This is a genomic window from Streptosporangium sp. NPDC049248, assembly GCF_040678965.1.
Taxonomy (GTDB): domain Bacteria; phylum Actinomycetota; class Actinomycetes; order Streptosporangiales; family Streptosporangiaceae; genus Streptosporangium; species Streptosporangium fukuiense.
Genome location: NZ_JBFAQY010000028.1, coordinates 91821 through 118070, shown reverse-complemented (window position 1 = coordinate 118070; position 26250 = coordinate 91821). Strand labels below are relative to the sequence as shown.

Annotated in this window: 24 protein-coding genes; 10 read left to right on the top strand and 14 right to left on the bottom strand. The window is 68.8% G+C overall.

From position 1 onward, the window contains the following. Positions 1–136 precede the first annotated feature (136 nt). From AB0K21_RS35740 to AB0K21_RS35725, 4 genes are read right to left on the bottom strand one after another with little or no spacing between them, the layout of a single operon-like run. Positions 137–1060: a LysR family transcriptional regulator gene (locus AB0K21_RS35740; RefSeq protein ID WP_343976684.1), complete on the bottom strand. Its 924-nt coding sequence runs from the start codon at positions 1058–1060 to the stop codon at positions 137–139. An 11-nt stretch (positions 1061–1071) separates the two neighbouring features. Continuing rightward, positions 1072–2214, bottom strand: a complete 1143-nt coding sequence (locus AB0K21_RS35735) for an FAD-dependent oxidoreductase (RefSeq protein WP_343976687.1) — start codon at positions 2212–2214, stop codon at positions 1072–1074. Beyond that, positions 2211–2399, bottom strand: coding sequence for a ferredoxin (locus tag AB0K21_RS35730; RefSeq protein WP_343976690.1), 189 nt, complete (start codon positions 2397–2399; stop codon positions 2211–2213). The genes AB0K21_RS35735 and AB0K21_RS35730 overlap by 4 nt, the downstream gene beginning before the upstream one ends. Next, a complete protein-coding gene (locus AB0K21_RS35725) occupies positions 2396–3568 on the bottom strand; it encodes a cytochrome P450 (RefSeq protein WP_343976694.1) in 1173 nt (390 codons plus the stop codon). The genes AB0K21_RS35730 and AB0K21_RS35725 overlap by 4 nt, the downstream gene beginning before the upstream one ends. 292 nt (positions 3569–3860) lie before the next feature. Between AB0K21_RS35725 and AB0K21_RS35720 the strand changes: the two genes are divergently transcribed. Continuing rightward, positions 3861–5342, top strand: coding sequence for a UDP-N-acetylmuramoyl-L-alanyl-D-glutamate--2,6-diaminopimelate ligase (locus AB0K21_RS35720; protein ID WP_343976697.1), 1482 nt, complete (start codon positions 3861–3863; stop codon positions 5340–5342). Between the two features lie 318 nt (positions 5343–5660). On the opposite strand, the gene AB0K21_RS35715 is transcribed toward AB0K21_RS35720, so the two are convergent. The 3 genes from AB0K21_RS35715 to AB0K21_RS35705 form a co-directional block, all read right to left on the bottom strand. Next, positions 5661–6857 carry an FAD-dependent oxidoreductase gene (locus AB0K21_RS35715; RefSeq protein WP_343976700.1) on the bottom strand — a complete coding sequence of 399 codons (1197 nt, stop codon included), beginning with the start codon at positions 6855–6857 and terminating at the stop codon, positions 5661–5663. Between the two features lie 93 nt (positions 6858–6950). Next, positions 6951–7895 carry an RNA polymerase sigma factor SigJ gene (gene sigJ / locus AB0K21_RS35710; RefSeq protein ID WP_343976703.1) on the bottom strand — a complete coding sequence of 315 codons (945 nt, stop codon included), beginning with the start codon at positions 7893–7895 and terminating at the stop codon, positions 6951–6953. A gap of 37 nt (positions 7896–7932) precedes the next feature. Continuing rightward, the gene (locus tag AB0K21_RS35705; RefSeq protein ID WP_343976706.1) at positions 7933–8433 is read right to left on the bottom strand and encodes a TetR-like C-terminal domain-containing protein; all 501 of its coding nucleotides are present in this window, start codon (positions 8431–8433) and stop codon (positions 7933–7935) included. 41 nt (positions 8434–8474) lie between these two features. Here AB0K21_RS35705 and AB0K21_RS35700 point away from each other — a divergent pair, with 41 nt between their 5' ends. Next, the gene (locus AB0K21_RS35700; RefSeq protein ID WP_343976709.1) at positions 8475–9563 is read left to right on the top strand and encodes a DUF418 domain-containing protein; all 1089 of its coding nucleotides are present in this window, start codon (positions 8475–8477) and stop codon (positions 9561–9563) included. Positions 9564–10006: 443 nt separating this feature from the next. On the opposite strand, the gene AB0K21_RS35695 is transcribed toward AB0K21_RS35700, so the two are convergent. After that, positions 10007–10828 carry a nitroreductase/quinone reductase family protein gene (locus AB0K21_RS35695; RefSeq protein WP_343976712.1) on the bottom strand — a complete coding sequence of 274 codons (822 nt, stop codon included), beginning with the start codon at positions 10826–10828 and terminating at the stop codon, positions 10007–10009. A 328-nt stretch (positions 10829–11156) separates the two neighbouring features. Next, entirely contained in the window at positions 11157–12002 is an 846-nt protein-coding gene (locus tag AB0K21_RS35690) for a dienelactone hydrolase family protein (RefSeq protein WP_343976714.1), read from the bottom strand. 95 nt (positions 12003–12097) lie between these two features. On the opposite strand from AB0K21_RS35690, the gene AB0K21_RS35685 reads away from it, so the two are divergent. Next, complete coding sequence (locus AB0K21_RS35685; RefSeq protein WP_343976717.1) at positions 12098–13066, top strand: helix-turn-helix domain-containing protein; 969 nt, start codon at positions 12098–12100, stop codon at positions 13064–13066. A 115-nt stretch (positions 13067–13181) separates the two neighbouring features. On the opposite strand, the gene AB0K21_RS35680 is transcribed toward AB0K21_RS35685, so the two are convergent. Continuing rightward, on the bottom strand, positions 13182–13985 hold the full coding sequence (locus tag AB0K21_RS35680; protein WP_343976720.1) for a hypothetical protein: 804 nt from the start codon (positions 13983–13985) through the stop codon (positions 13182–13184). Positions 13986–14231: 246 nt separating this feature from the next. Then, the gene (locus AB0K21_RS35675; protein ID WP_343976723.1) at positions 14232–14804 is read right to left on the bottom strand and encodes a TetR family transcriptional regulator; all 573 of its coding nucleotides are present in this window, start codon (positions 14802–14804) and stop codon (positions 14232–14234) included. Between the two features lie 71 nt (positions 14805–14875). Between AB0K21_RS35675 and AB0K21_RS35670 the strand changes: the two genes are divergently transcribed. Further along, positions 14876–15448 (top strand): dihydrofolate reductase family protein, encoded by a 573-nt coding sequence (locus tag AB0K21_RS35670; protein WP_343976726.1) that lies wholly within the window; start codon positions 14876–14878, stop codon positions 15446–15448. A gap of 214 nt (positions 15449–15662) precedes the next feature. Here AB0K21_RS35670 and AB0K21_RS35665 read toward each other — a convergent pair whose 3' ends face one another. Beyond that, a complete protein-coding gene (locus tag AB0K21_RS35665; protein WP_343976729.1) occupies positions 15663–16838 on the bottom strand; it encodes an MFS transporter in 1176 nt (391 codons plus the stop codon). 174 nt (positions 16839–17012) lie between these two features. On the opposite strand from AB0K21_RS35665, the gene AB0K21_RS35660 reads away from it, so the two are divergent. Next, positions 17013–17777, top strand: a complete 765-nt coding sequence (locus AB0K21_RS35660) for an epoxide hydrolase family protein (protein ID WP_343976733.1) — start codon at positions 17013–17015, stop codon at positions 17775–17777. A 128-nt stretch (positions 17778–17905) separates the two neighbouring features. Next, entirely contained in the window at positions 17906–18745 is an 840-nt protein-coding gene (locus AB0K21_RS35655) for an alpha/beta fold hydrolase (RefSeq protein ID WP_343976736.1), read from the top strand. Positions 18746–18997: 252 nt separating this feature from the next. Here the strand turns inward: AB0K21_RS35655 and AB0K21_RS35650 are convergent, their stop codons facing one another. Together AB0K21_RS35650 and AB0K21_RS35645 are read right to left on the bottom strand one after the other, a co-directional pair. Next, positions 18998–20635, bottom strand: coding sequence for an Ig-like domain-containing protein (locus tag AB0K21_RS35650; RefSeq protein ID WP_364156179.1), 1638 nt, complete (start codon positions 20633–20635; stop codon positions 18998–19000). Positions 20636–21004: 369 nt separating this feature from the next. After that, positions 21005–21937 carry an NAD(P)H-binding protein gene (locus AB0K21_RS35645; RefSeq protein WP_343976742.1) on the bottom strand — a complete coding sequence of 311 codons (933 nt, stop codon included), beginning with the start codon at positions 21935–21937 and terminating at the stop codon, positions 21005–21007. Positions 21938–22000: 63 nt separating this feature from the next. On the opposite strand from AB0K21_RS35645, the gene AB0K21_RS35640 reads away from it, so the two are divergent. The 4 genes from AB0K21_RS35640 (at position 22001) to AB0K21_RS35625 (ending at position 25861) form a co-directional block, all read left to right on the top strand. Continuing rightward, the gene (locus AB0K21_RS35640; protein WP_343976745.1) at positions 22001–22615 is read left to right on the top strand and encodes a TetR family transcriptional regulator; all 615 of its coding nucleotides are present in this window, start codon (positions 22001–22003) and stop codon (positions 22613–22615) included. A gap of 378 nt (positions 22616–22993) precedes the next feature. Then, entirely contained in the window at positions 22994–23965 is a 972-nt protein-coding gene (locus AB0K21_RS35635) for a zinc-binding dehydrogenase (protein WP_343976749.1), read from the top strand. A 1050-nt stretch (positions 23966–25015) separates the two neighbouring features. Then, positions 25016–25120 (top strand): transposase, encoded by a 105-nt coding sequence (locus AB0K21_RS35630; protein ID WP_343976752.1) that lies wholly within the window; start codon positions 25016–25018, stop codon positions 25118–25120. A gap of 63 nt (positions 25121–25183) precedes the next feature. Continuing rightward, a complete protein-coding gene (locus tag AB0K21_RS35625) occupies positions 25184–25861 on the top strand; it encodes a hypothetical protein (RefSeq protein WP_343976755.1) in 678 nt (225 codons plus the stop codon). The last annotated feature ends 389 nt before the right edge of the window (positions 25862–26250 follow it).

Here is a 26250-nt window from a genome sequence, read left to right as displayed (position 1 = left end):
CAAGCCATGGCGAGCGCGGAGCTTTCGCGAGCCACCGTCGTCTCCTTCCTGCACAGTGCAACGAGGAAGAGGGGCGGCGTACGACGTGGACGGTCCACGCCGGCTCCTGGACTCGCGCGCAGTCGCCCGTAATGCGTCAGAGATCCGTTGCGACGTCGAGCAGTAGCGTCCGAAGCCATTCGATGAAGTACTGATCAGCCAGTCGGGGGTTCCAGACCATGTCGATCCCGAGCCCGGGAAGCGGGAACGGGAACTCCTCGATCCGCAGGTCGGCCAGCGTACGCATGGTGGCGGCGACCTGGTGGCGAAAGAGAGCGACGCCGCCCGCGCGCGCGACCAGGAAAGGCACCAGCAGAAAGTCGGAGACCAACTGGCCGACGCGGTAGGGGATCCCCTGCTCCTCCAGCACCGGATAGGGGAAGACCCGCCGATCTGTGTCGACGACGATGTGCGGCTGTGTGGTCAGCAGGTCGAGCGCGGTCGCGTCCGGTGGTGTGTCCGGTGAGGCCACCACCACACAGCGGTCGTCGTAGAGGCGCTCGCGCGGATACGGTGAGAAGTGCCCCTCGGAGAGCAGCACGACGTCGACGCCCCTGTCGGTGAAAGTGGCCTCGGTCGGCACCGTGATCGTAAGTATGCGCAACGTGGCGCGAGGAGCGCGCTCGGCGACGAGCCGCGCCAGTCGAGGGCCGACGACGAACGCCGTGCTGTTGGTCATGGCGACCGTGATGACGCGCTGATCCGTGGCGGGGTCGAAGCAGGGGAAGTTCACGATGCGTGCCGTCTGCTGCAGGGCACTGCGCAGCGGCGCGATCAGCTCCTGTGCCCGCGGGGTCAGGGTGACGCCTGCCCCCTGCCGGACGACGAGTTCGTCACCCAGCAGACGCCGCATTCTCGTGAGGGCGTGGCTCATCGCCGGCTGTGACAGACCGACCCGTTCCGCCGCCCTGGTCACCGAACGCTCTTCCAGGAGCGCGAGGAGCGGCACCAACAGGTTGAGGTTGACCGATGTCAGCCGGTCCAACCCCGAACCCGTGACGCCCTCTCCGTCGTGTCCCATGGAGAGGAACTTTACGCGGCCGCCCGGCTCATACGACGCAGCCGGGGAATCGGGACCCGGTGGTTGAGCGCCGCGGCCGCACCGGTCCCGTCATCGTGTGACCAGCGCATCAACGCCGGCCCGCCACCGGGCTCTCCGTCGACGTACGCCGGTTCCCCCGCCAGCGGCAGATAGCCCACCGCCTTGAGGCTCAGCCCGAACTGCTCGGTCCAGAAGTACGGCTGGAACCGGAGCGGCGGCGCGTCGTCGCCGCGGACGAGTGCCCTGGCTGCGGCCTTCGCCTGTTCGATCGCACTGCTCCACAGGGGGATGCGGCGCAGGCCGTACGGAGTGGGGAAGGCCGCGAGGTCACCGACGGCCGCGACGTCGGGCCGGACCAGCCCGCGCGAGTCGACCGGGATGGCGCCCTTCGCCACAAGTCCCGTGTCCGCGAGCCATTCCGTGTTGGGTACGTCGCCGACGGCGGTCATGATCATCTCTGCCTCGAGGGCCGCGCCCTCGGCAAGGACGACCCGAGCACTCACCGCACCCCGTTCGAGCCGTGCCGACCCGGTCTCGACGATGGTGAGCCCCTGGTCCAGCGCGGCCTTGACGAAGACGCCGGCGAGGTACGGACCGAGCTGGACGATCAGCGGCACGCCCTGGGAGACGAGGGTGACCTGGCAGCCGGCGGCCAGGCACCCCGAGGCGATCTCCATTCCGAGCGGGCCTCCGCCCACCACGACGACCGACGGCCTGGCCGCCAGCCGGCCGCGCAGGGACAGCGCGTCGTCGAGTCCGCGCAGGGTGAGTTCCTCGGAGAGGCCGGACAACCGCCGCGCCCGGGAGCCGGTGGCCAGGACGACGCGGTCGTACGGCAGAACCGTGCCGTCGCCGAGGGTGACGAGCCGACGGTCGAGGTCGAGCGCGGTCGCGCGTACGCCCAGCAGTTCGGTCGCCGCGTGGCCGGTCGGCGGAAGCTCGTGCGACGACATGTCGTCGCCGTCGAGCAGCAGCGCCTTCGACAGGGCCGGGCGGCTGTACGCCGGGTGCGGCTCGTCGCCGACGATGGTCAGCTCGCCGTCGAAGCCCGCCTCGCGGAGCGCGTCGGCCGCGGTCAGCCCGGCGATCCCGTTGCCGACGACGACGACGCGGTCCATCGTGCCCCCGCTCACGCGATCCTCAGCGCCGCGACCGGGCACACCCGGACAGCGGCGTTCGCCAGGCCGGCGTCGGCTTCGCCGACCTCCTCGCGGTCCAGCACGAGCTCGCCGTCATCGTCGAGGTGCATGAGCCGCGGGGCGGCCTCCTCGCACAGGTCGTGGCCCTCACAGCGGGGGCGGTCAAGAACGATCCTCATGCGGGGATCACCTCCAGGACGGGAAGCTCCTCGATGCTCCGGGTGATGTTGCCGGGGACACGGACCTCGGGCCCGACGACGAGGCGCTTGACGCGCCGGGAGAGCGCTTCGATCACAGCGTGAGCCTCCAGGCGCGCGAGTCCCTGGCCCGCGCAGCCGTGCGGGCCGTAGCCGAACGACAGATGGTCGACCGGATTGCGCTCGACGAGGAAGACGTCCGGGTTCTCGTAGTGCCGGGGGTCGCGGTTGCCGGCGCCGAGCAGGACCGCGACCTGCGCGCCGGCCGGGATGACGGTCCCGTCGATGTCGACGTCGGAGGTGGCGCGCCGGCCCCAGACGTTGACGGGAGGCCAGAAGCGCAGCACCTCGTTGAACGCCCCCGGTACCAGTGACGGGTTCTCGCGGACCAGATCGAGCTGATCGGGGTGCGCGGCGAAGAGGGCGACGATGTTGCCGATCGCCGCCACGGTGGTGTCGACGCCGGCGCCGAGGTACTGGTGGATGATGTGGCCGGCCGTGTCCGGCGGAACGGCGCCACGTGCCTCGGCGTCGAAGATGCCGCGGCCCACGGACCCTTCGACCAGGTCGGAGGCTTTGACCTGGGAGCACCATGCGTAGAGCTCGCCGGCGATCGGGAAGCTCTCGGCCGTGCGCTGGTTCATCGGACCGATGACCTGCATGGCGGCCTGTCCCCAGCGCAGCATGTTGTCGCGCACGTGGCCCGTGAAGCCGATCAGGTCCGCGACGACCTCCAGCGGGAAGGCCCGAGCGAGGGAGTCGATGGCCTCGAAGGAGCCCTTCTCGACGAGTTCGGCGACGAGTGCGTCCGCCTTCGCCTCGATCCGGCCCTTGAGCCCGCGCAGCGCACGCGGTGAAAGGTTCTCGGTGAGCGTGGCACGCAGCTGGGTGTGCACCGGCGGATCGGACGCGAGCGAGGTGCCGGTGAGCGCCTCGTTGGCCATCGGATTGAACGCGATCGAGGTCGAGGAGAACGACTCCCAGTCCGGGAGTGCGTCACGGATGACGGCGTACCGCGTCAGCGCGTGGACATCGTTCTTCGGGAGGTGGACGACAGGGCCCTGCTCCCGCAGTTCGGCGTAGACGGGGTACGGGTCGAGCACGACCTCGTCGGCGAAGAGATCGACGTCGGAGGTAGGCGGGGTGGTCATGCCCTCAGTGAAGTGGCTGACCCAACATTGAGCAAGTGAATGTTTTACATGCTGTCACATGCATGACATTCATGTTTACCCCACTCGGCCTGCCCGTCGGCGCCTTGAAGGACCGGGTTCTTTGTAACGGGCCGGTGATGAGCGATCGTAAAACCCCCGGAGGGTCATCGCGGCCTCAGCGACCAACTCCGCCAGAGTTCACCGGCTGAAGCCGTCGACCCGGCATCGGCGTGTTACCCGTACCTCCGCCGTTCGTGTCCTGCAGGCTGGCATGAAAAGGAGCGCGACAGCGATGAAGCTGAGTGACCTTCTCGCCGGATACGACCACCATGTGCTGCAGGGTGATCCGGAACTGGCCGACGTCAAGACCGGTGTCGCGTATGACTCGCGGCGGATGACCCCGGGGTCCATGTACATCGCTCTGCAAGGCGCCCGTACGGACGGACACCGGTTCGTGCGCGACGCCGTCGAACGCGGCGCCACGGCGGTGCTGATCGATCGCCCGATCGACGATGGCCTGCCGCCACAGGTGTGTGTAGTGCAGGTGGCGGACACTCGCACGGCGGCCCCGGTGGTGGCCTCCAGATACTTCGGGGAGCCCGCACGCGAGATGGACGTCGTGGCCGTCACCGGCACCAACGGCAAGACGTCGGTCTCCTACATGATGGAGGCGGTGCTGCGCACCGGGCTGAGAGCGCGGGCAGGGGTCATCGGGACCGATGGGTATCGCGTCGGCCATGAGCCGATCAGGATGGAGCGAACGACCCCCACCACTCCGGAGTCGGTGGATCTACACCGCGTCCTGCGGTGCATGCGAGACCAGGGCGCGGACACGGTGATCATGGAGGCGTCCTCGATGGCGCTGATGCTGCATCGCGTCGACCATGCCGACATCGATGTGGGCGTGTTCACCAACCTGACACCTGATCACCTGGACGACCACGGCAGCATGGAGCAGTACAAGGCGGCCAAGCTGCGACTGTTTTCGATGTGCCGCCGGGCGGTGGTGAACGCCGACGACCCGGTCAGCACGGACATCGCCGCGTTGATGCCCGGGGCGGTGACGACATTCGGCATCGACAGCGCCACAGCGGACTTCCGGGCCACCAACCTGGTCGTGGAATCCACCGGTACCCGGTTCGTGCTGCACCACGGCGAGCGCCAGAGGCACGCGCAGATGCCCGTCCCGGGCCGGTTCGCGGTGGCCAACGCCCTCGCCACGGTAGCGGTCTGTCACCTGCTGGGCCATGACCACGACATCGTCGTCGACGCTCTGGCGTCGCTGCCGCCGATTCCTGGCCGATTCGAGACCTTCCAAACCTCTGAAAACGTGTCCGTGGTCGTGGACTACGCCCATTCCCCCGACGCGCTGCAGAAGGTGCTGGCGACCATCCGTGAATTCGCCGGCCGCCGTGTCATCACGGTCTTCGGTTGCGGCGGAGATCGCGACAGAACCAAGCGCGCCCCCATGGGGAAGATCGCCGGAAAGCACTCCGATGTGGTTGTGGTCACCAACGACAACCCTCGTAGCGAGGATCCCGAGACCATCATGGATCAGATCATCACCGCGGTCGCCGCGACCGGCACCCAGTATGAGCGGATCACCGACCGCGGAGCGGCGATTGAGTGGGCGCTGACCGTGGCCGAGCCCGGCGACATCGTGCTGATCGCAGGCAAGGGCGCGGAGAAGTACCAGATCATCGGCGAGCGGACCATCCGCTTCGACGACATGGAGACCGTCCGGAGACTGGCGGCCGGTCCGCCGACTTCCTGAAGGCACATCAGAACAGGCGGCCGACGAAAATCCTCGCAGATGGTGTGAACCCTGGGCACGTCGGAACGGCCATGCGATCGGATGCGGTCATGAGAACGAACACCTACTCCTTTACGGCAAGTGGAGACGAGATCTCGCCTGATCAAGCGATCGGACGGGATCTCGTCAACCATCCTTGAGCCAACTCAAGAACGATCCCTGGTGAGGTGTTCACGAGCAGGGCCGGCCTGGGGTGCGGGGGGAATCAGGGAGATCGCTTCCCCGAGTTGTGCGGGGGCGAGGTCGTTGGAGTGCTCGCCGTCTTCTTCGCTTCGTGCTCTACGCCGGCGTCTTGACGGCCGAGCCCGCCGCGGCCCACTCCCGCGTGACGCGGCGGCGCCGAGCCGGCAGCCCGAACGTCGGGTTGGCGACGCTCCAGGCGGCGCCCTTGCAGACCAGTTCCTTGTAGACGGCGGCGAGCCGTCCGGTCAGGACCGCCCGCACCGCGCGGTCGTCGGCGGTGACGTACTGGATCAAGCCCTCCTGGCGGCCCAGTGAGATGCACTGGTTGAGATAGCGGATCGGCACGTTCGGGAGCCTCCCGCCGGTCAGGCGCGCCGCGATCGCGCCGGCGGCCTGCCAGGCGGTCGGACCTCCCGAGGCGCACGACATCCGTAGCGGCTTGTTCCCGGGGCCCATCACCATGGCCGCGTCGCCGATGGCGTACACATCCGGGTGCGAGACCGAGCGCATGGTCTCGTCGACCACGATCTGCCCGCTGCCGGTGACCTCCAGAGCGGTCACCTTCGCGATCGGGTGGACCGCGAAGCCGGTGGTCCACACGGTGACCGCGGCCGGAATGGTCTTGCCGTCGGCGGTGGTGACACGCTCGGCTTCCACGCCGGTGACGGCGGTGTGCTCGTGCACGGTGATCCCGAGCTTGTCGAAGACCTTCCGCAGGTGTTCACGCCCCCTGGGCGAGAGCCGGTCCCCGAGGTCGCCGCGGGCGGCGAGGGCGACGTCGAGGTCCGGGCGGGCCTCGGCGATCTCGGTCGCGGCCTCCAGGCCGGTGAGACCGCCGCCGACGACGAGCACGGTCTGCCCGGCGTCGAGGCGGGCCAGGCGCTCGCGCAGCCGGAGTGCTCCGGGGCGGCCGGCGATCTGATAGGCGTGCTCGGCACTCCCGGGGACTCCTTGGGCGTTCCAGCCGCTGCCGAGGGCGTAGACGAGCGTGTCGTAGGCGAGTTCTTCGGTGCCGTTCGCGTCGACGACGGCGACGGTCTTGCCGTCGACGTCGACGCCGGTGACCTCCGCGAGCCTCAGTTCGACACCGGTGCCCGCGAACATCTCGCTGAACGGCCGGGACTTGAGGTCCTGACCGGCCGCCAGTTGGTGCATGCGGACGCGTTCGACGAAGTCCGGCTCGGCGTTGACGAGGGTGATGACGACCTCCTCGCGGCGGAGCCGCCTGGCGAGGCGGCCGGCGGCGATGGCTCCGGCGTATCCAGCTCCGAGGACGATGATGCGGTGCTGCATTCCCTTGCTCCCATCTTGCGAGGCTTTGCCCCTTGAACCGGACGGCCCGCCGTTTCCTGACAGGAACGCGATGTGAAGCACCTCACATCGCACTCAGAAGGCGTTGAACAGGGGTTCCCCGTGGTCGGCGGCCGCCCAGTGCGCGGTCGCGCGTTCGAGCTTGTCGGGGTTGACCTGGTTGCGGAACGCGGAGATGCCCTCGGCGGTGACCTCCAGGCACATGACGCCGATGATCCGGCCGTCCACGACGGCCACAACGGCGGGGTCGCCGTTGGCGGTCCAGGCGTAGACCTCGGCCGTGCCGCCGACCATGGCGCGCTTGGCCTTGCCGGGTTTGAACAGGCCCCACAGGAACTTCGCGACCGCGACGGCGCCCTCGAACGCCTTGGCGCGGGCCGGGACCTTCCCGCCGCCGTCGCCGATCGCGACGGCGTCCTTGGTGAGCAGGCGCACGAGCGGCTCGGTCTGGCCACTGGTGGCGGCCGCCAGGAACTCCTCGGCGATCCGCCGGGCGGCGGCCTCGTCGATCCCGGTTCGGGCCTTGCCCTCCGCGACGTGCTTCTTGGCGCGGTGGAAGATCTGCTGGCTGGCGGCCTCGGTGATGTCGAGGATCTCGGCGATCTCCCGGTGCGAGTGGCCGAAGGCCTCCCGCAGTACGTAAACCGCCCGCTCGTTGGGGTAGAGGCGCTCCATGAGGGTGAGGACCGCGTACGAGACCGATTCGCGCTGCTCGGCGGTCTCAGCCGGGCCGAGCATCGGATCCCCGGCGAGCAGCGGCTCGGGAAGCCATTGCCCCACGTAGGTCTCGCGGCGCGCCCGCGCGGAGGTTAGCTGGTTGAGGCACAGGTTGGTGAGAACCTTCGTCAGCCAGGCCTCAAGGACCTCGATGCGGTCGGCGTCGGCGGCCTGCCAGCGCAGGAACGTCTCCTGCACGGCGTCCTCGGCCTCCCCGGCGGAGCCGAGGAGGCGGTAGGCGATGGCCTCCAGGCGCGGCCTGGATGCCTCGAACCGGTCGACGTCGTCCGCGGTCAAGGCCATGGCCCGATCCTAAGCGGGAGAGCGCCGTTCTCCGAGTTCACGCTCGCGGTGCTCGCGGGCCGAGCCCGATCGCGGGCAGGATCGCCTGGTCGACGATCGCTGCCAGCTCCTCGTCGGTGGGCGGTGCTCCGCCGTCGATCAGGTGCTTGGTGACGAGGGCCTCGCCGATGTCGGCCACGACCGGAGTGAGCAGTTCGGCCGGGAAGCGGCCCCGGTCGGCGTAGTGCTGCAGCACGGTGCGGGTGAACGTGCCGCCCCGGTTGGCGAAGACCCGTTCGAACAGGGCCTCGGACATCAGCGCGGCGCTCCTCGGGTCGGTGAGGATGGCCGCGACGGCGCGACCCGCCGGGCTGAGTGCCCACTCGACCATGAGACGCAGGGCGCGGATCAGGTCGCCGCGCAGGTCGTCGGCCCCCGGGGTCGGCTCCTCGACCGGGTGCTGGTGGTAGAGCGCGTCGAGGAGTACCTCGATCGGATCCGACCAGCGACGGTAGAGGGTGGTGCGGGGCGTGGCCGCGCGCCGGGCGATGCCGTCCATTCGTCCAGCGCGCGCTCGCGCCCGATCTCGCGCGCGGGCTGATGCTGCTGCTCATCGCCTTGGCCCACGCGCACATGTACCTGTCAGGCCACGAGGCGGGCTTCCGCGGCTACGCACTCGACGGCGACGCTTCGGACCGGCTGGTCGCCGGGGTGCAGATCCTGCTGGTGGACGGACGGGCGCTACCCATGTTCGCCGCCCTGTTCGGTTACGGCCTGGTGCAGCTCGCCAACCGGCAGCTCGCCACGGGCCGGAGTTGGCCGCAGGTGCGCAAGGTGCTGCGCCGCCGGAACCTGTGGCTGCTGGCGTTCGGGTTCTGCCACGCGCTGCTGCTGTTCTTCGGTGACATCCTCGGGGCGTACGGGCTGGTGGGGCTCATGCTCGTCGGTTTCGTCCGGCGCGAGGACAGGGCCGTGCTGCGGGCCGCCGCAGTCGGACTGGTGTCGCACGTCGTGGTGCTGGTCGGCTTCGGGCTGCTCACCGTCTCCGCGCCGAAGGGCGACACGCCCGCCGCCCTGGCGGACCCGATCGAAGCGACCGTGATGCGGCTCATCGGATGGTCCGGAATGACGCCCACGTACTTCGCCGTCAGCGTGGCGCCGGCCTTCCTGTTCGGGATCTGGGCGGCCCGGCGCCGCGTGCTGGAGGACCCCGCGTCGCACCGGAACCTGCTCTCCCGGGTCGCCGCCACGGGTCTCGGGCTGGCCGTCGTCGGCGGAGCGCCGTTGATGCTGATCGACACCCGGATCTGGATGCCGTCGGACACGATCGCCATATCGATGTACACGCTGCACAGCGTGACGGGCATCGCCGGCGGGCTCGCGTACGCGGCGATCGTCGGGCTCCTCGCCGACAGGATAGGGCGCGGCCATCCCGGTCCGGTCGTCAGAGCTCTCGCCGCGTGCGGTCAGTGGTCGCTGACCTGCTACCTCCTCCAGTCGGTGATCTTCGTGGCGGTGTTCGCGCCGTACACCGGAGGGCTCGGCGCGCATGTCGGTGACGCTGCGGCGTCCGGCATAGCCGTGATGACCTGGCTGACCACCGTGGTGCTCGCCGCGCTGTCGGCGCCCGGCGGGCGAAGGGGCCCGGCCGAGGCCGCGCTGCGGCGTCTCACCTACGGGCGTCGATGACTCACCCGTACGCCGAGCGCCCCGCCCCGGCCGCCCGCAGCCGGCCGAGGTGACACCGGCACCGCGAAAGGCCGCCCGCGATTGGCTGCCCGAACACCACAGCGCCGGCACCGGCACACCGGCTGCGCCGACCGCCTCCGGGCCGTCTCCGGAACGACCCCTGAGTGAGGTGTTCACGGCAGGTGACGGCCCGCTGGAATAGGTACAGCCGAAGATCGCTTCCCGTGTGAAGGCCGGCCGTTTCCCGGGTTCGAGGCGGCCACCACGCCAGGACCGCTCGCCGACAGCGCGGCCTGTCACGGAGAACGACGAGATCCCGCCCGATCGGGCGGGATCTCGTCAACCGCCTCTGGTGGGGTGTTCACGAGTACGGCTGAGCCGGACGTTCAGGAGGGCAGCGCAGATCGTTTCCCCGATCCCTGCTCGTCGGCATTCCTCGGACTTCAAGCAAGATCGAGAATCGGGATCAGCTGCTCCTCCTCATACGTCAGGTGCGCCTCGAGCTCGTCGACGAGCCGCTCGATCTCGGCCCGCACCTTCAGCGGATCCTCACCGGATAGGGCCTGCTTCAGCTCTTCCAGGAGTACGGCGATGCGCTCGTGCTCCCTGGCCAACCGCTTCAAGGCCGGAGCGAGCGAGGGATGCCGCTCGGCCAGGCCGGGGAACATCATGGTGTCCTCGCCCGTGTGGTGATTGTGCAGCCCCTGGCAGACGGTCAGGCAGTTGATCCGAAGCTGCACGCCCAGGCCTGGCCGTCCCGAACCGGACAGTTCCTTGCGAATCAGCGCGAGTTCACGGCGGAAGCCGTCGTGCACCAGCTTGAGGTACGCACCGCCCGACGGTGCGCCGACCCGGGGCGGGCCGATCACGCGAAGTGTGACGACCGGGATGGTACGCGTCGTCTTGGCCTGGTAGTCGGCCCAGCCAGGGTCGCCTTCCACCGCGCGGGCGAACGCCGCGTCACGCTCGGCGCCCTCCAGGACCTCCGCCTCGACATCGAGGACGAAGACGCCGGTCTCCACGGTGGCGCGCGGGTCGGCCTTCAGGTTGTGGTACCAGGCCGGGTTGTTCGGCGCTCCCCCGGCCGAGGCGATGACCAGCATGCGCTCGCCGCCGTCGGGCAGGTAGCCGAGCGGGGTCGTGTGCGGCTTGCCCGAGCGGGCGCCCGTGGTGGTGAGCAGGAGCAGTCGCGCTCCCTCGAAATAGCCACCGACCTGGCCGTTGTTGGCGCGGAACTCGTCGATGACCTGCTTGTTGAAATCCATTCTTCTCCATTGGTGGTTTCCACTGTGCCGTACTGAATGGAGAAGAAGACGGCGGGCCGCGGGCCCGCCCGGCGATCAAGCGTCAGCCGGGCTGCTCTCTGGTTCGTGGCCCAAGGCCGACCCGGCAGTCACGCAGACCAGGCTACTTCATCAAGATTTTTCCGCAAAGTGGCGCCCCGTCCAGTAATCGTAAGCGCCTAGGAACGCGCTCCCCGTAACCACCAGGACCTTCCCAGTTCTAGAGGTGATAGGCGTGGCTGCTCAACGGTCTGCGCCGGACACGACGCCCGGATCTGATCGCCGACTGCACCGGCGACCGTTGTGCCGCTCAGTCGGATGTCGTCCCGGAATGTTCGAACGGGCTCAAGCGGTCGGCCAGGAAGGCGATGATCTCGTCCCTGGCCTTCAGCGTGGGATGTCCGTCCTCGTCGACGAGGTGGGCGGTGACAACGCTGTGGGGGGTCCCGACCACGTCGTCGAAGAACGGTGGCGGGCTGGTGTTCGCGGAACCGCCCGGAAGAACACGGCCGTCGAAGGCGTCGCCGAGGAGCGCCTGGTAGGCGGCGAAGCGCTGGCCGGTGCACCAGCGGTCGTCGTCGAAGCGGTAGGCGAGAACCTTCAGTCCGTCGCGTGCGATGCGCTCTCGGACCGCGCGTGCGTCCTCGTCGCCGATCTCGAGTCCGGCAGGGTCGTCCAGCGGCAGCGACGGGTGGTTGACCACTGGCGCGATGACAGCCGGCTCAAGTGCCATCGTGAGAGCGAAGTTGCCGGTGAAGCACAGTCCGATCGCGCCGACTCCCGGGCCGCCGCATTCGCCGTGGGCTTGGCGCGCGAGCCCACGTAGCCATGCCGTGACCGGGCTGGTGCCGCCCCCGGCGAACGCGCGGAACTCGGCACTGACACACGCGCGGCGGACAACCTCCGTACCGCCCTCGGCCGTGGGATAGGCACCGTCGATCCCGAAAAGTGAGGGGACATAGACCGTGAAGCCCGCGTCCCGTACCCACCGCGCCAGTCGAAGGACGTCAGGACTGATGCCGGGCATCTCCGGCATCAACACGACGGCCGGCCCGGAACCCGCGGCGTACACCGTCTTCACCACCCCCTCCACATCCACGAGTCGGCGGGAGAAATCCGTGATCATGTCGTCAAGTCCTCCGCTGGCAGCGCTCATGGTGACAGCGTGGACCGATGCCCCGGCACAAGGTGAGAGGCCAGGTCGCCATGTATGCGGGTAATCTCGCCAGAGGCGGCGGTGAGGAGGCGAGCGTGAGCGCGCTGCGGGTTGGTGTCCTGGCCTATCCAGGCTGCTTCGCGTCCGAGGTGTTCGGCGTACCCGATCTCTTGACGATGGCCACGCACGTCGCCGGACCGGACGGCTCCGGATACGAGGTGTCGATCGTTTCGCCTCGTCGTCGTGTCGCCGCGTCGGGTGGTGCGGCGTTGGACGTCTCACCGCTGCGCGAGGTGGACGTCCTTGTCGTGCCGGGGTTCGAACTCGTGCCGGGCCTCGACGTGGACGCGAAGCTCGCACCCCTCGTCCCTGAGATCGCGGCGATCCGTTCACACGCCGCGGCGGGCGCTGCCGTCGTCTCGATCTGTGTCGGTGCGTTCCTGCTCGCCGAGGCCGGACTCCTCGACGGACGCCGCGCCACGACGGCCTGGCTCCTCGCGGACGAACTGGCTCGACGCTGTCCGGACGCCGACGTCCGACCTGAGCGTCTGGTCGTCACCGACACGGGGGTGACGACCACGGCGGCCTTCAGTGCCATGTACGACTTCGCGCTGGATCTGATCCGCCGGCACAGCGGTGCCGGCGTGGCACGGACAACCGCACGGGTGACACTCGTCGACGATGCGCGATCGTCCCAGACTCCATATGTCGACGCACGATTTCTTCCGCGGCCCGGAAACGAGTTCTCCCACCAGGTCATGCGGCGGCTCGACCAGCACCTCGCCGCCCGATACGACCTCGCCGCGTTGTCGGACACGTTCAAGGTCAGCACTCGGACGCTGCTGCGGCGCTTCGCGGACGAGACCGGCCAGAGCCCGCTGGAGTACCTGCAGTCGTCGCGTGTCCGTCGCGCCCGCCACCTCCTTGAGACCACGAACCGAACCGTCGCCGGCATCTCCGCCGCGGTCGGATACAAGGACCCCGGCACGTTCGCCGCCCTCTTCGCCAAGCACACCGGACGACGCCCGAGCGACTACCGCGCGGCCTTCCGTCGTGTCGACTGACCACTCGGACGGCCGGAGCGCCGGCCTGTCCGGAATCTCTGGAGCACCTCAGGGCGGCGCGCTCAGAATCGCCCGGACGAATGATCACCATGGCGATGGCCGGCAGCGCGACTGCTCATGCCTCCGACGTGGTCTGGGCGGCCGGTTGGTGGCGCGGGGCGGCGAGGTCGTGGGCGGAGCGGGCCAGCCAGATCATGATCAGGACGCTCGAGACCACACCGAGAGCCTCGACAGCGCCTCCCCCGCCCAGGAACGGCAATGCCGCCAGCACCAGAAAGATCGGCACCACCAGGGCGGCGACACCGTATGCGACGGTCGCCGTCCCCCAGCGGTCGTCGTCCCTCTGGGCCCGTAGGACCAGCACCGTCCAGACCAGGCCGGCCAGACCGCAGATCGACTCCGCCGCATCCGGGACGGGCCGGCCGACGAGGTCGAGCACGCCGATGACGGTGAAACCGCCGTACCCCAGCACCCCCGCGCCCCGCATGTACGGCCGGTCGCCACCCAGCACCCGCATGAACAGCAGCACGACCACCCACATCACCGCAGAGATGATCACCGTCGCATCCGCCCAGATCAACGACTCGGTGACGTGGAGCAGCCACGTCGTAGCCGTCGCGACGTAGAGCGCCACGCGCAACCGCAGGGTGTTCCGGTCCTGCCGGGGCGGCGGCCCCGCCAGTGGCCCGCGCAGGATCTGCCAGATCCCCCATGCCCAGGACAGCCCGGCCAGGACCAGGAGGAGCAGGTTCTGCCCTGTCGCCGCGACACCTTCGGTCATGGTCGCGAACAGCGTCAGCCACCACAACGGGCCGAGGTCGCCAGAGGTCAGGGCGACGACGACGGCGACCGTCAGCGCGGCGCCGTACAGACCGGTGACGAGCAGGGCGGGCAGGGCTGAACGGTGACGACGTAACACGGGACGCTTCCCGGGGGTTCAGGGGGATGGGGGCGAACGCCTCACCCTACAATCGATCATGAGGAGTGACGCCGGGCAGAGGGCGTGCGTCCGCGGGCGCGTTCGAACGCCACGCCGGGGCGTTTTCGCCAACCGCCCCGACGACGCCCGCGCCCTGGTCGCCGCCGGAGCGGACCATGGCGACCGATGATGGCCGGCCGGTCCCCGACCTGTTCACCGTCCCCTCCCGGGAGCAGCACTCTCGGGTCAGATATTCAGCGATCTTTGCACGGCGGCGTCCACCAGCTCGTGGATCTCCTGCTCGGTGAAGATGTCGGGCAGTGTCAGCCGTTCCACGATGAGCCAGTTCAGAGCGAGGTAGAGGAGCATCACCGAGGTCGAGTCGCCGGGCAGACCCGAGGCTGTGTGGTGGCCGATGTTGGCGTCGATGTCCTCGCGGATGCGCTTGGTCAGCACGGCGCGCAGCTCGGGGCGCCGAGTGGACTCAAGCCGGAGTTCGAGCAGGGCCAGGTAGCCGGAGTTGAAGGCGGAGACCCGATGCACCAGTTCGTGCATGAGCTCGGCATAGCGGGTTTGGTCCTGCACGCCTTCCCGGCTGCGGGCGATCGTGGCCTCGTCGGGCAGCAACCGCTCATAGATACGTCCGCCGACCTGGGTGAACAGATCGTCGCGGTTGGCGAAGTAGTTGGAGGCGGTGCCCGGGGGCACGGCCGCCTCCGCGTCGACGGCCCGGAAGGTCAGCCCCCGCGCTCCCTCCTTGGCCAGCACCTCGATGGCCGCGTCGATCAGCGTCTGCCGCCGCTCGGGATTTCTCCGCATTGACACCACTCCGCCTGTAGTACTACGTTTTAACCACTCCAAACAGAGTACTACATCGGGAGTTGCTCGATATGCGAAAGCTTGTCTACTACATCGCCGTCTCGCTCGACGGCTACATCGCGGGCCCCAACGCCGAGTTCGACTTCTACCCCGTGTCGGACCAGATGGTCGCCTGGATCAACGACCGTTACCCCGAGACCCTCCCCACCCATGTCCGCAAGCTGGTCGGCCTCGACGACGCGCCCAACAAGGTCTTCGACACCCTGGTGATGGGCCGCGGCACCTACGAGCCGGCCCTGACCGTCCCCACCACCAGCCCGTACGCCCACCTGCGCCAGTACGTCGTCTCCAGCACGCTGACGATCGACGACCCCACCGTGCGGGTGGAGACGGGCGACCCGATCGAGCTCGTCCGGCGGCTGAAGGCCGAGGACACCGGCATGGACATCTACCTCTGCGGCGGTGGCAAGCTCGCCTCCTCCCTGCTCCCGGAGATCGACGAGATCATCCTCAAGAGCTACCCCGTGGTGGCGGGAACGGGCATCTCCATGTTCTCCGGAACGTTCCGCCCCACCCTGTTCACCCCCACCCAGCGCAAGTCCTTCGACAACGGCACCCAGGTCACCTGGCTCACCAGGGCTTAGCACCGCACGGCCGGGCTTGATGACGTAGGGTCCGCCCGATGCTCTTGGAGGGGGCCTCTGACCTGGTGGGGTGTTCACGAGTCAGCCTGAACTGGTATGGAAGCAAGGCGCTGAAAATCGCTCCCCAGACCCAGGTTGATCGTTTCCCGAGGTCGGGACTGTTTGGACGGCTCAGCCGCGGCTCCTGTCGGCTGCGGGGATGCAGGGCGCCGGCTCAGCGGGATTTGGTGAGTGACCATAGGGATACCGCCATGAGCAGAGCGGTCAGCCCGCCACAGATCATCACGGTGGAGACCGAGAAGGAGTCGACGACGCGGCCTCCGAGGAACGCGCCGAGGGCGAAGGTCGCCTGGAAGGAGGAGGTGAAGACGACCGTGGCGGCTTCGGGCGTGTGAGGGGCGGCGGTGATGAACGATGCCTGCGAGCAGACGGGCACGCCTCCGTAGGCCAGGCCCCAGATCACGAGCAGTACCACGGCGCCGACGGTCGTGCCGCCTACCGAGGGCAGCAGCAAGGTGGTGGCCGCGATCAGGCAACCGCAGGTTGCGAAAGCGGCTCGCAGGCGTGTGGCGGTGGCTTTGCCGGCCAGGAAGTTGCCGGCGATTCCGGCGATGCCGTACGCCAGCAGGACGGCGCTGACGGCTGTGGGAGGCAGGCCGGTGACGTCCTGGAGGAATGGCGTGACATAGGTGTAGGTGCCGAAGTGGGCCAAGACGATGAGGAAGGTGGCCAGCAGGGCGATGGTGGCCCCCCGTGCGCGCAGCAGGTCGAGCAGGACGCGAGGGCTGGTGACCTGGTGGGCGGGCAGCGGCGGCAGCAGCATCAGCAGGGCGGCCAGGACCAGGATGGCCAGCGCGGCCAGCACCAGGAAGGCGGTTCGCCAGCCGGCGAGGTTGCCGATGAAGGTGCCGGCCGGTACGCCGAGTACGGAGCCCAGTGGCACGGCGGAGAAGATCACAGCGGTGGCGGTGCCTACGGCGTGCGGCGGCATCAGGCGGCCGGCCAGCCCGGCCCCGATCGACCAGAAGCCGCCGATGGTGAGGCCGACGAGCACCCTGGAGATCAGCATGACCCAGTAGGAGGTCGCCACTGCGGCCAGCACATCGGCCACGGCGAGCACCGCCATGAGGACGCACAGCATCACGCGGCGGTCCAGGCGCGCAGTGGTCAGTGTGACGATGGGTGCGGCGACCGCGGCGACGATGCCGGGCAGCGTCATGGTCAGCCCTGTGATGCCGTCGGAGATGCCGAAGTCGGCGCCGATGGCGGTCAGCAGGCCGATGGGCAGGATTTCGCTGGTGACGATGGCGAAGATGCCCAGCATGAGCGAGGTGACCGCGAGCCAGCCGGTGAGGGGCGAGCGGGGTCGGGCGAGCGTGGCGGTAGACATGATTCCCGTTCAGGCAGGTGCGCGTGGCGTGCAGGCACCCAGCCAAGCAGTGATGAAGCAGCGGGCACTGGCACTTTTCGGACGCAACCAACGAGCGGCCCGCACGGTCGCTTGCCCGACCGCTGTTTTCCCGGCGGACGCTACCTGACCGCGATTGATCCTACGGTCGCGCTCATGACAGAGAAAACATCCGTCGTCCCCTTCCATATCAACGTGGCGCAGGCCGAACTCGACGCCCTACGGGATCGTCTGACCCAGACGCGCTGGCCCGGGGAACTGCCCGGTGTCGGCTGGAGCCGAGGCACGCCGGTGGCTTACGCCAGGGAGCTGGTCGAGCACTGGCTCACGGGCTTCGACCGGCGGGCACAGGAGCGCAGGCTGAATGAGCTGCCGCAGTTCACGACCGTCATCGACGGACAGACCATCCACTTCGCACACGTCCGTTCGGATGATCCCGGCGCGCTGCCGTTGCTGCTCCTGCACGGCTGGCCCAGCTCGTTCGTCGAGCTCCTCGACGTGATCGAACCGCTGGCCAAGGAGTTCCATCTGGTGATCCCCTCGCTCCCCGGGTTCGCGTTCTCGACGCCGCTGGCCGAGCCCGGCTGGACGGCCGCCCGCATGGCCGGGGCGTTCGTCGAGCTCATGACCGTGCTCGGCTACGAGAGGTACGGCGTTCAGGGCGGCGACACCGGCGCGTTCGTCGCCCCGGAGATGGGTCACCTCGCCCCCGAGCGCGTCATCGGCATCCACCTCAACGGCGTCCTGTCATTCCCGGCCGGGGTCGAGGGAGAGGACGCGCAACTGTCCGCGGTGGAGCGGCAGCGCTCGGCGGAGCTGGAGGAGGCCACCGCCGGCTACGTCCCCATCCAGTCGCGATCGCCGCAGCGTCGGCTTCGCCCTGTCCAGCGACGCGAACTCGAACCTCCACCGGCGCCCTGACACCACCGGACACGGGGCAGACCATCTCGCGACGTGATCCCGCTTGACCTTGACACGGTGACAAGGCCTTCACTGTGGCTCGTTCCACATTTCAACGCGCTCGACGCGCGGCTGGAGGTGCAGTCGTCATGGCCATGATCTACAAGTCCGAGGCCGGTGGACGCGAGCTCCGCGACCACTACCGGCAGGTGCTGGATGCCTGGCCGGTGCCCGCCGAGCACCTACGGGTGCCGACTCGCGAGGGCGAGACCTTCGTCCTCGTCTCCGGCCCGCAGGACGCGCCGCCCATGGTGCTGCTGCACGGCTCGGGCGCGAACGCGTCGATGTGGCGAGGAGATATCGCCACCTGGTCGCAGCACTTCCGCAGCTACGCCGTCGACCTCGTCGGCGAGCCGGGCCTGAGCGCGCCCTCGCGCCCCGCTCTGGACTCCGACGCCGTATCCCTCTGGCTGGACGACGTACGGGAGGGGCTCGGGATCACCAACGCCGCGTTCGTCGGCGCGTCCCTCGGCGGCTGGACGGCCCTGGACTACGCCATCCGCCGTCCAGAACGAGTGACCCGCCTGGTGCTGATGTGCCCCGGCGGCGTGGGACGGCAGAAGGTCGGCTGGATCTTCAAGGCCCTGCTGACCCGTCCGTTCCGGCGCGATGGACTACGCGAGTCGGCGATGGCCGTCGCAGGACTGGACGGGGAGAAGGACCGGCAGGCGCTCGACGCCGTCGTCCTGACGTTCACGCACTTCAACCCGCGCAGGGAGAGGCTCCCGGTATTCCCCGACGACGCGCTGGGCGGCCTCACCATGCCCGTACTCGTCATCGTCGGTGACCGTGACGCCATGTTCGACTCCCACCAGACCGCGCGACGCGTCCGTGAGTACATCCCGCACTCGACCGTGAACCTGCTCCCCGAGGCCGGTCACGCCATCTTCGGCCAGGCCGAGCCGATCGCCGAGTTCCTCCGGGCCTGAGGTGAAAGGTCACTCAACAAGGCCGGGGCCGGGCGGCGGGCACGTGAGCGGCACCAGGCAGCAGCGCCAGAAGTGCGGCCCGGCTTCAGGTGGCGCGCACTCCTTGCCCGTCGGCCGCGGCGATCTGTGTGCATCGCTGCCGGTCACGCGGTAGCTCCGCCTCTTTGAAGCAGAGGGCGACGCTTCCGTTTCTGCGGTGCGATGAAGGGTCGACGGCCGTGCCCGGCCCGATGGCCGGGCACGGCCGTCAGGTCACTCGACCATGATCTGATGGGTGGCCTTGGCCGGCCCGGCCGTGGCCTCTCCTGACCACGACGCGAGGTAGCTGTACCTGCCGGCGATGGCCGGCGTGTCGGTGAACGTGTACGTGCCGTCGGCGTTCACGCTCACCGGCGGCAGCTTGACGCTTCCAGCGTTGACGTTGTCGACGTACACGCTGCGCTGCACGGTGAGCGTGGCCCCCGGCGAGGGCGGCTTGTCACCCGCCGTCAGCACGCCGGTCAGTTCCATGGCCGTGCCGACGACGCCTGACTGCGGCCCGTCCATGGTGAGGATGGATACGTGCCTGACCGTCACGGTGACAAAGGCGCTGCTTCGGCGGTAGTGGTCGTCGCCGTCCCAGAACACCAGGTAGGTCACCTCACCGACGTCCGACGGCCTGTCCTCGAAGGTGAACGTGCCGTTCTTCTGCGTCGTCACGCCGGTGATCGGCTCTTTCGTCCCGTCGAGCAGGCGTCGGGTCACCGCGAGCGGCTTGAGCCCGAGCGCCTTGCCGTCGGTGCGGGTGAGCCGCCCCTCGACGGTGACCGGCGAGCCGAGGAACACGCGCGCCGGAGCGCTCACCGTCAGATTGGACGCCGGCAGCGCGACGCCCGTCACCCGCCACAGCAGCAGCCGGTTCGCGGAGCTCCGCAGCAGCACGAAGACGTCCGGGCCGGAGAACGCGACGCCGTCCGGGAGCAGTTCGGCGTCCGGCTGGTCGGCCGCGAACATCGCCGCGCCGGTCGCGGCGTCGTAGAGCGTGAGGTCGGTGCCGCCCCATTGGCGTCCCGCGGCGACGTAGGCGCCGCCCGAGTCGAGCGCCACGGCCGACGGATACCCGTCCCAGCCGTCGCCGTAGGTGCCGGTCGCCGCCAGGGTCCCGGTGTCGTACCTGGTGAAGTGTCCGGGGGTGTCGGCCGCGGAGAACAGGGTGGTGCCGTCGGAGGTCAGGGCGAGGTCGCGCAGGTAGTCCATGCGCCACTCCTCGCCGTCGATCGTGCCGCGCGGCTCCGGGGTGTCGCCGCCGACGTCGTAGACCAGCATGTCGGCGTGGTGCAGGCCGGTCCGGCCGACCACGAGCGTGTCGCCGGCGGCCGCGAGCACGGGAGCGTGCAGGTGCTCGCCCCCGACCGCCACCGGCGCCGGTGTGGCCGCGCTCAGATCCAGGCCGACGACGCCGCCAGGGCCGTTGTCGCACCCGTGCCCCACCCACAGCCGCTCGCCCAGCAATGCCAGGGTGGACGGGCACGGGTGGGCCGACAGGTCGATCCGCCGGGTGACGGCGAGGCTCGCGGTGTCGATCTCGGCCACCTCGTTCGAGCCGGCGAGCGCCGCGTACAGGCGGGTGTCGTTCGCGTTCATGGCCAGCTCGCGGACGCCGGACAGGCCGGTGACGACGCCGCCGGTGAGGTTTCCGCCGGTGTCGGCCACGATGATCCGGTCGTCGGCGGCGACGAACACCCGGCCGCCGCCGACGGCCAGGTCGGCGGTGTAGGAGTCGAAGGTCACCCCGAGGTCGGTCGTGGTGTCGGCCGCCGAGGCGGCGGGGGCCGCAACCGTGAGCAGGCCGGTGAGCAGGCCGACTGCGCCGCAGTAAGCGACTAATCGACGAACCAGTGGGTGGCGCACGAAGACCTCCTACACAGATGGGAACATACGTTCTAATAACGCCTTATGGCTGCTCCCACGTCAAGATCGGCCGATCGCGCGACACCAAACCGTGATCAAGTCCGCCCCAGGTCGAAAAAAGCGACCCCGCGGGATGACGAACGCGGTGCTCTCACCGGACTTCGTACGGGAGACGCGCGACCTTTTCGACGCCCTGGCGGCTCGGCACCACGCCGAGTACGACGGCTGGGAGGCTGCGGCCACTCCGTGAGGCACAGTCACTCGGTAACGCCGATGGCCGCTACCAACCTCCTGGTAGCGGCCATGTGGCGGGACCGGCTTCGGGGTTGGTAGGGCGTGAGTGGAGTTGTCAGAAGGAGATTGGTCGATTCATCGGGCGGGGTTCCCGGTGAACGAGGTGGCGTGGTCGGTGACCCACTGGCGGAAGGTTCGCGGTGGCCTTCCAAGGAGGTCGGACACCGTCGAGGTGACGTATGCCGGGCGTCCCATCGCGGCGTTCCACGCCGCCAGGAGCATGTTCACGGCCGGGCGCGAGGCTTCCGGGGTCTCGCGCCGGAACTCGTCGGGCGGCAGTTCCTCGAACGTCAGCCGGCGGCCCAGCACGTCTCCGATGACGCTTATCTGTTCGGCCTGAGTGAGTGACTCGGGGCCGGTCAGGACGTAGTCACCGCCGGCGTGTCCGCCCTCGCGCAGGGTCCGCGCGACGACCGCGGCCACGTCTCGATCGTCGACCGGGGCCGTCTCGGCCGCGCCGTACGGCCACCGGACCACGCCTTCGCCACGGATCGCGGCGGACCACCAGAACAGGGCGTTCGACGCGAACATCCCAGGCCGGACGATCGTCGAGTCGAGTCCGGTGGCCGCGATGAGCCGCTCGATCTCGGCGTGCAGCACCGCCATCGGGTTCGGTTGCCGGAAGAACGGGTGCGGGGTCCGGTGCGGTGCGGACAGATAGACGACCCGCTGTGCGTGGGCGGCCAGCCGGTCGACGACGGCCGCCGCGGTCTGCGGCGGGGCGGTCCAGACCAGGAAGACCGTACTGATGGCGTGCAGCGCGGCGTCGAGCGATTCGGGCACCGTGAGATCGCCGGTGACGATCTCGACGTTGGCGGGCAGTGTCGCCGCCGACTCGGAGCGGCGCACGAGGGCACGGACCGGCACGCCCGCATCGGTCAGCAGGTCGACCACGGCGCGGCCGATGCGTCCGGTCGCCCCGGTGACGAGCACCGGAGGCCCTCCTGCGGGTGTCATGGCAGCCTCGCCGTCGTCGACGGAGTGCGGCGGAGTGTCTGTCTGTTCCATGGGCGCCATTTTTTCGTTACCGAGTTAAAAACGCAACCCGGTAACGAATGTTACCCTGATAGGGTGAGTGAGCCGGTCGGGCTGCGGGCCCGCAAGAAGGTACGAACCCGGGACGCGATCGCCGAGGCGGCGATCTCGCTGTTCCTGGCGCGCGGGTTCGACCAGGTATCGGTGTCCGACATCGCCGCGACGGCCGAGGTGTCGAAACCGACGCTGTTCCGCTACTTCGCCACCAAGGAAGACCTGATCCTGCACCGCTTCGCCGACCACAACGGTGAGGCCGCACGCGTGGTCCGCGATCGCCCTCCGGGTATCGCGCCGACAGCGGCGCTGCACCGGCATTTCCTGGCCGGTCTCGACCGCTTCGAGCCGGTCACCGGCCTCAACGATCATCCTGAGGTGGTGGCGTTTCATCGGCTGGTGTTCACCACCCCAACCCTGGCGGGACGGCTCCTGCAGTACATGCTCGACGACGAGGACGCATTGGCCGCCGTCCTCGACCCGGGTGTCCGGGGCCGGCTGCAAGCCGCCCAGGTGATCGCGGTTCAACGCGTACTGGCCCGGACCAACTGGCAGAAGATCGCCGACGGGCGGACCGCACACGATGTGCACCCCGAGGCGGTCGCCGACGCAGACCATGCCTTCGCCCAACTGTGCCACGCGACGGGCAACTCCTAGCCCGCTGCGCCCGCACACTCCGGCCGGCGCCGACAGCAGGCCCCACCTCGCGAGTGATCCGCCCCGCCACCAACCGCACAACACCACGACGACCACTGGGGTTCGCACGCCCACCGGCCGATCCCACACGCGCTCACAGCGGTCCACCACCACCAGCCCCCTCCGCCAAAGCCACCACACGAGCCGAAACCAGCCCGCCCAGCGGCCACAGGACCAGCGCCATCTCCGCTACCCGGAGTGTCGGGGCAGATCAGGCCGCAGGTGGCTGCGGCGAGTTCGGTGGACATGGCTCACGGTCGCTTGACCTCGATTGAGGTTGAGGTTGGAGACTTCTCTGCACCGGTGCGCGGGTGGGCCAAGTGCGAGGGAGCAATCGACATGCGGGTGGTACAGGCGATGCGTTTCGGAGGTCCCGAGGTGCTGGTTCCGGGCGAGGTGCCGGATCCGGTCGCCGGGCCGGGCCAGGTGGTCGTCGACGTATCCGTCGCGGGCATCACATTCGTCGAGACGCAGATCCGGCGTGGCATCGACAAGTGGCACAGCAGGCCCGAGCTGCCGTACGTGCCGGGCGGTACGGTGGCCGGCCGGGTGAGTTCGCTCGGGGAGGACGTGGATCCGGGCTGGTCAGGACGGCGCGTCATCGCCGGCACCGGGGAGAGCGGCGGCTTCGCCGAGCGCGCGGTGGCCGCCGTGGAGGACCTGATCCCGGTGCCGGAAGGACTGGGACTGCCCGAGGCCGTCGCCCTGCACACCGACGGCAGCACCGCGTTGGGCCTGGTCGAGGGAGCCCGGATTCGTTCCGGGGAGTGGGTGCTGGTCGAAGCGGCGAGTGGCGGTGTCGGCAGCCTGCTGGTGCAACTGGCTCAGGCGGCCGGCGCCAGGGTCATCGGAGCCGCGCGCGGCGCGCGGAAGCTGGAGCTGGCTCGCGATCTGGGCGCGGAGGTCGCGGTCGACTACTCCGATCCCAACTGGACGAAGCAGGTACGTGAGGCGACCGGTGGTGCGGGCCCCGATGTGGTGTTCGACGGGGTCGGTGGAGAGATCGGCCAGGCCTCGTTCGAGGTGACGGCGGACGGCGGCCGCTTCTCCGTCCACGGCGCCTCCAGCGGCCAGGTCACGGCGATCGACCCTGAGCAGGCGCGACAGCGCGGGATCGAGGTGATCGGGATCGAGCAGCTCTTCGGTTTCGGGCCACGGATGGGCCGGTGGGCCGAGCAGATGATGTCGGAAGCGGTGGCGGGCCGGATCCGGCCGATCATCGGGCAGACCTTCCCGCTGGAACGCGCCGCGGACGCGCACACCGCGATCGAATCACGCAGTGCCCTGGGCAAGACCCTGCTCCTGATCTGACAGCGCCCCAAGACATCCCCGCCGAGCCACACGCCGCGATCAATCAGCCGGAACGACTGGACGGCCCCCAGTGTGTGTTCATCGGTGAGGTCTCGTCATTCGTCGGCATGGTGCCGGTCGTCAGTCGACCACCTCACTGACCGCGGACCCGGCGGCCTCGTCGACGCGGTTCTTGCCCGAGGCGAACGCGGCGACCGGGGACCGCAGGGTGAGGTCGTTGACCGCGCAGGACAACCGCGGGCGGTGGTGTGGATCAAGACCGTGGCGTGTGCCTGGCGGTTGATCATCGCCCCGCGATGACCACATCACCCCAGATACCGTTACGCCCGGCCGGCCATGCGTACTCTTGGCACCGGCGCCGACTCGCGCCCCATACATCCGGTGAGGCCAATTCGCCGAGATCATCCCGGCGAACCGGCGGACTCGAACGCGCAAGATATCGATCTCAGAATATAAGGCTTTCCGGTACGGCGAGCGAGGAGCCGAGAGGCTCATCACTCAGATATCAGCGCCTCTCGTAAAATCCAAAATCGAGAATGCTCTGCCCGCCGTACACGGATTTATTGGGGCAGTATGCCGTCGAATACGAACTGGACGGCATGTATACCCAGTTGCCGTATGCCGAGCCGTAGGTGCCGTCGGGATAATCGCAGAAAGCGACCGCCCGATAGGAACCCGTCCCCGACTGGCAGACCGCGATGGAAGCAGTCCGCGAGGCGGCCCCCGCAGAACAGTTGGTCGGAATAGCATGGGCAGGAGCGGCCGTGAATGTGGTCGTAGCGATCCCCGCTGCGCAGGCCAGTGTGAGACTTGTGATTCGTAGACGCATTGCTTTCCTTTCCCCTGTGAGGGTTCTACCGTCCAGCAGCGAACGATGATGATGTTGCGATGACCGGCCGGCGACCAACGGGTCTTTTACATGGGTCCAGTCCGGACCGTTTAGAACCTAGATAATGATCACCGATTAGTTGGAATCTTGGGAACCTATAAGGTTCCAGGGTGCTGCGTTCCCCCTCGCAGCGTGGAGACCGAATTAGGAAAGGTTCAAGCGTGTCAGGTACCACGAGGCGCCACTTTGATCCGGAGTTCCGTGCCGGGGCGGTGCGCATCGTCAGGGAGGCCGGCAAGCCCGTCTCGCACGTCGCACGAGATTGAGGTACCTCAAATATCCCAGACAGTCGGCTACATAAGCTGATAGAGGTTCTGGGCGACAAAACCATGCGCACCCCACCCGAGCAACTGAACGAGCCGATCGCAGAGCGCGAGCCCTACCGGCTCAAGCTCAAACAGAGCCCCGACGCCCAAGAACGCATACGACTGCAATGTCCGGCCGCGGGTCCTTCCCCCTCGGTGACCTGCCCGCGCCGGGGCCACACCCGCCCCACCCCACCCGCCTCTCCCGCGGCGGTGGATCTGGCCAACGCCCGCCAGCGCGCCGCCCACCTGGCCGCCAAACCCACGATCCAACTGCCCGACAACGAAAGAAAACGGCCCCTTCCCCTGGCCGAACTGCCACGCATCTGCCAGAAGTCGACCATCACGCTGCGCCCCGACGACCTCGGCATCAAAGACAAGCTCCGCCAGGACCGGCACTACCTCACCCCCACCTGGCAGGACGCCTACAAGAGCATCCGAGCCAACACCGAAGGCATCAACGGCAGGATCAAGGGCCACCACATCGATGTCGGTGACCCCAAGAACCGGCTCGCGCACGGCCGCGTGGCCCAAACACTGCTGACCGCGCTCATGGTCTGCCTGGCCAACCAGCACATCCTGCTCAGCTGGCGGCAGACCCACGACCGCCCCGAGGAGCCCGTACCTCAGGACACGACGATGCTCGACGAGCACGACCTCGCCCCGCCCAGCGCCGACAGCAGACCACCACCTCGCGAATGATCCGCCCCGCCACCAACCGCACAACACCACGACGACCGCTGGGTTTCGCACGCCCACCGGCCGGCCCCACACGCGCTCACAGCGGTCCACCACCACCAGCGCCCTCCGCCAGGACCACCGCACGAGCCAAAATCAGCCCGTCCAGCGGCCACAGAACCTCGGAAACGATGAAATCCCGCCCGATCAAGCGATCGGACGGGATCTCGTCAACCGTTCCTGAGCGAACTCAAGAACGGCCCTGGGTGGGGAGTTCACGAGTGCAGTTGAGCTTGGAGAATGCGAGGCATTGAAGATCGTTTCCCAGCGGGGAAGTGATCGTTTCCCGCAGGGGCTGTGGCCGGAGATTGGAGGGAGGCCGGACTACCGCCAGCAGCCCGGCGAGCGTCGGC

What these genes read in the sequence shown, in the direction of transcription:
- AB0K21_RS35740 (WP_343976684.1), bottom strand. Translation starts at nt 1,060, where the DNA reads ATGGGACACGACGGAGAGGGCGTCACGGGTTCGGGGTTGGACCGGCTG.
- AB0K21_RS35730 (WP_343976690.1), bottom strand. Translation starts at nt 2,399, where the DNA reads ATGAGGATCGTTCTTGACCGCCCCCGCTGTGAGGGCCACGACCTGTGC.
- AB0K21_RS35725 (WP_343976694.1), bottom strand. Translation starts at nt 3,568, where the DNA reads ATGACCACCCCGCCTACCTCCGACGTCGATCTCTTCGCCGACGAGGTC.
- AB0K21_RS35720 (WP_343976697.1), top strand. Translation starts at nt 3,861, where the DNA reads ATGAAGCTGAGTGACCTTCTCGCCGGATACGACCACCATGTGCTGCAG.
- AB0K21_RS35715 (WP_343976700.1), bottom strand. Translation starts at nt 6,857, where the DNA reads ATGCAGCACCGCATCATCGTCCTCGGAGCTGGATACGCCGGAGCCATC.
- sigJ (WP_343976703.1), bottom strand. Translation starts at nt 7,895, where the DNA reads ATGGCCTTGACCGCGGACGACGTCGACCGGTTCGAGGCATCCAGGCCG.
- AB0K21_RS35705 (WP_343976706.1), bottom strand. Translation starts at nt 8,433, where the DNA reads ATGGACGGCATCGCCCGGCGCGCGGCCACGCCCCGCACCACCCTCTAC.
- AB0K21_RS35700 (WP_343976709.1), top strand. Translation starts at nt 8,475, where the DNA reads ATGCTGCTGCTCATCGCCTTGGCCCACGCGCACATGTACCTGTCAGGC.
- AB0K21_RS35695 (WP_343976712.1), bottom strand. Translation starts at nt 10,828, where the DNA reads ATGGATTTCAACAAGCAGGTCATCGACGAGTTCCGCGCCAACAACGGC.
- AB0K21_RS35690 (WP_343976714.1), bottom strand. Translation starts at nt 12,002, where the DNA reads ATGAGCGCTGCCAGCGGAGGACTTGACGACATGATCACGGATTTCTCC.
- AB0K21_RS35675 (WP_343976723.1), bottom strand. Translation starts at nt 14,804, where the DNA reads ATGCGGAGAAATCCCGAGCGGCGGCAGACGCTGATCGACGCGGCCATC.
- AB0K21_RS35670 (WP_343976726.1), top strand. Translation starts at nt 14,876, where the DNA reads ATGCGAAAGCTTGTCTACTACATCGCCGTCTCGCTCGACGGCTACATC.
- AB0K21_RS35665 (WP_343976729.1), bottom strand. Translation starts at nt 16,838, where the DNA reads ATGTCTACCGCCACGCTCGCCCGACCCCGCTCGCCCCTCACCGGCTGG.
- AB0K21_RS35660 (WP_343976733.1), top strand. Translation starts at nt 17,013, where the DNA reads ATGACAGAGAAAACATCCGTCGTCCCCTTCCATATCAACGTGGCGCAG.
- AB0K21_RS35655 (WP_343976736.1), top strand. Translation starts at nt 17,906, where the DNA reads ATGGCCATGATCTACAAGTCCGAGGCCGGTGGACGCGAGCTCCGCGAC.
- AB0K21_RS35645 (WP_343976742.1), bottom strand. Translation starts at nt 21,937, where the DNA reads ATGGAACAGACAGACACTCCGCCGCACTCCGTCGACGACGGCGAGGCT.
- AB0K21_RS35635 (WP_343976749.1), top strand. Translation starts at nt 22,994, where the DNA reads ATGCGGGTGGTACAGGCGATGCGTTTCGGAGGTCCCGAGGTGCTGGTT.
- AB0K21_RS35625 (WP_343976755.1), top strand. Translation starts at nt 25,184, where the DNA reads ATGCGCACCCCACCCGAGCAACTGAACGAGCCGATCGCAGAGCGCGAG.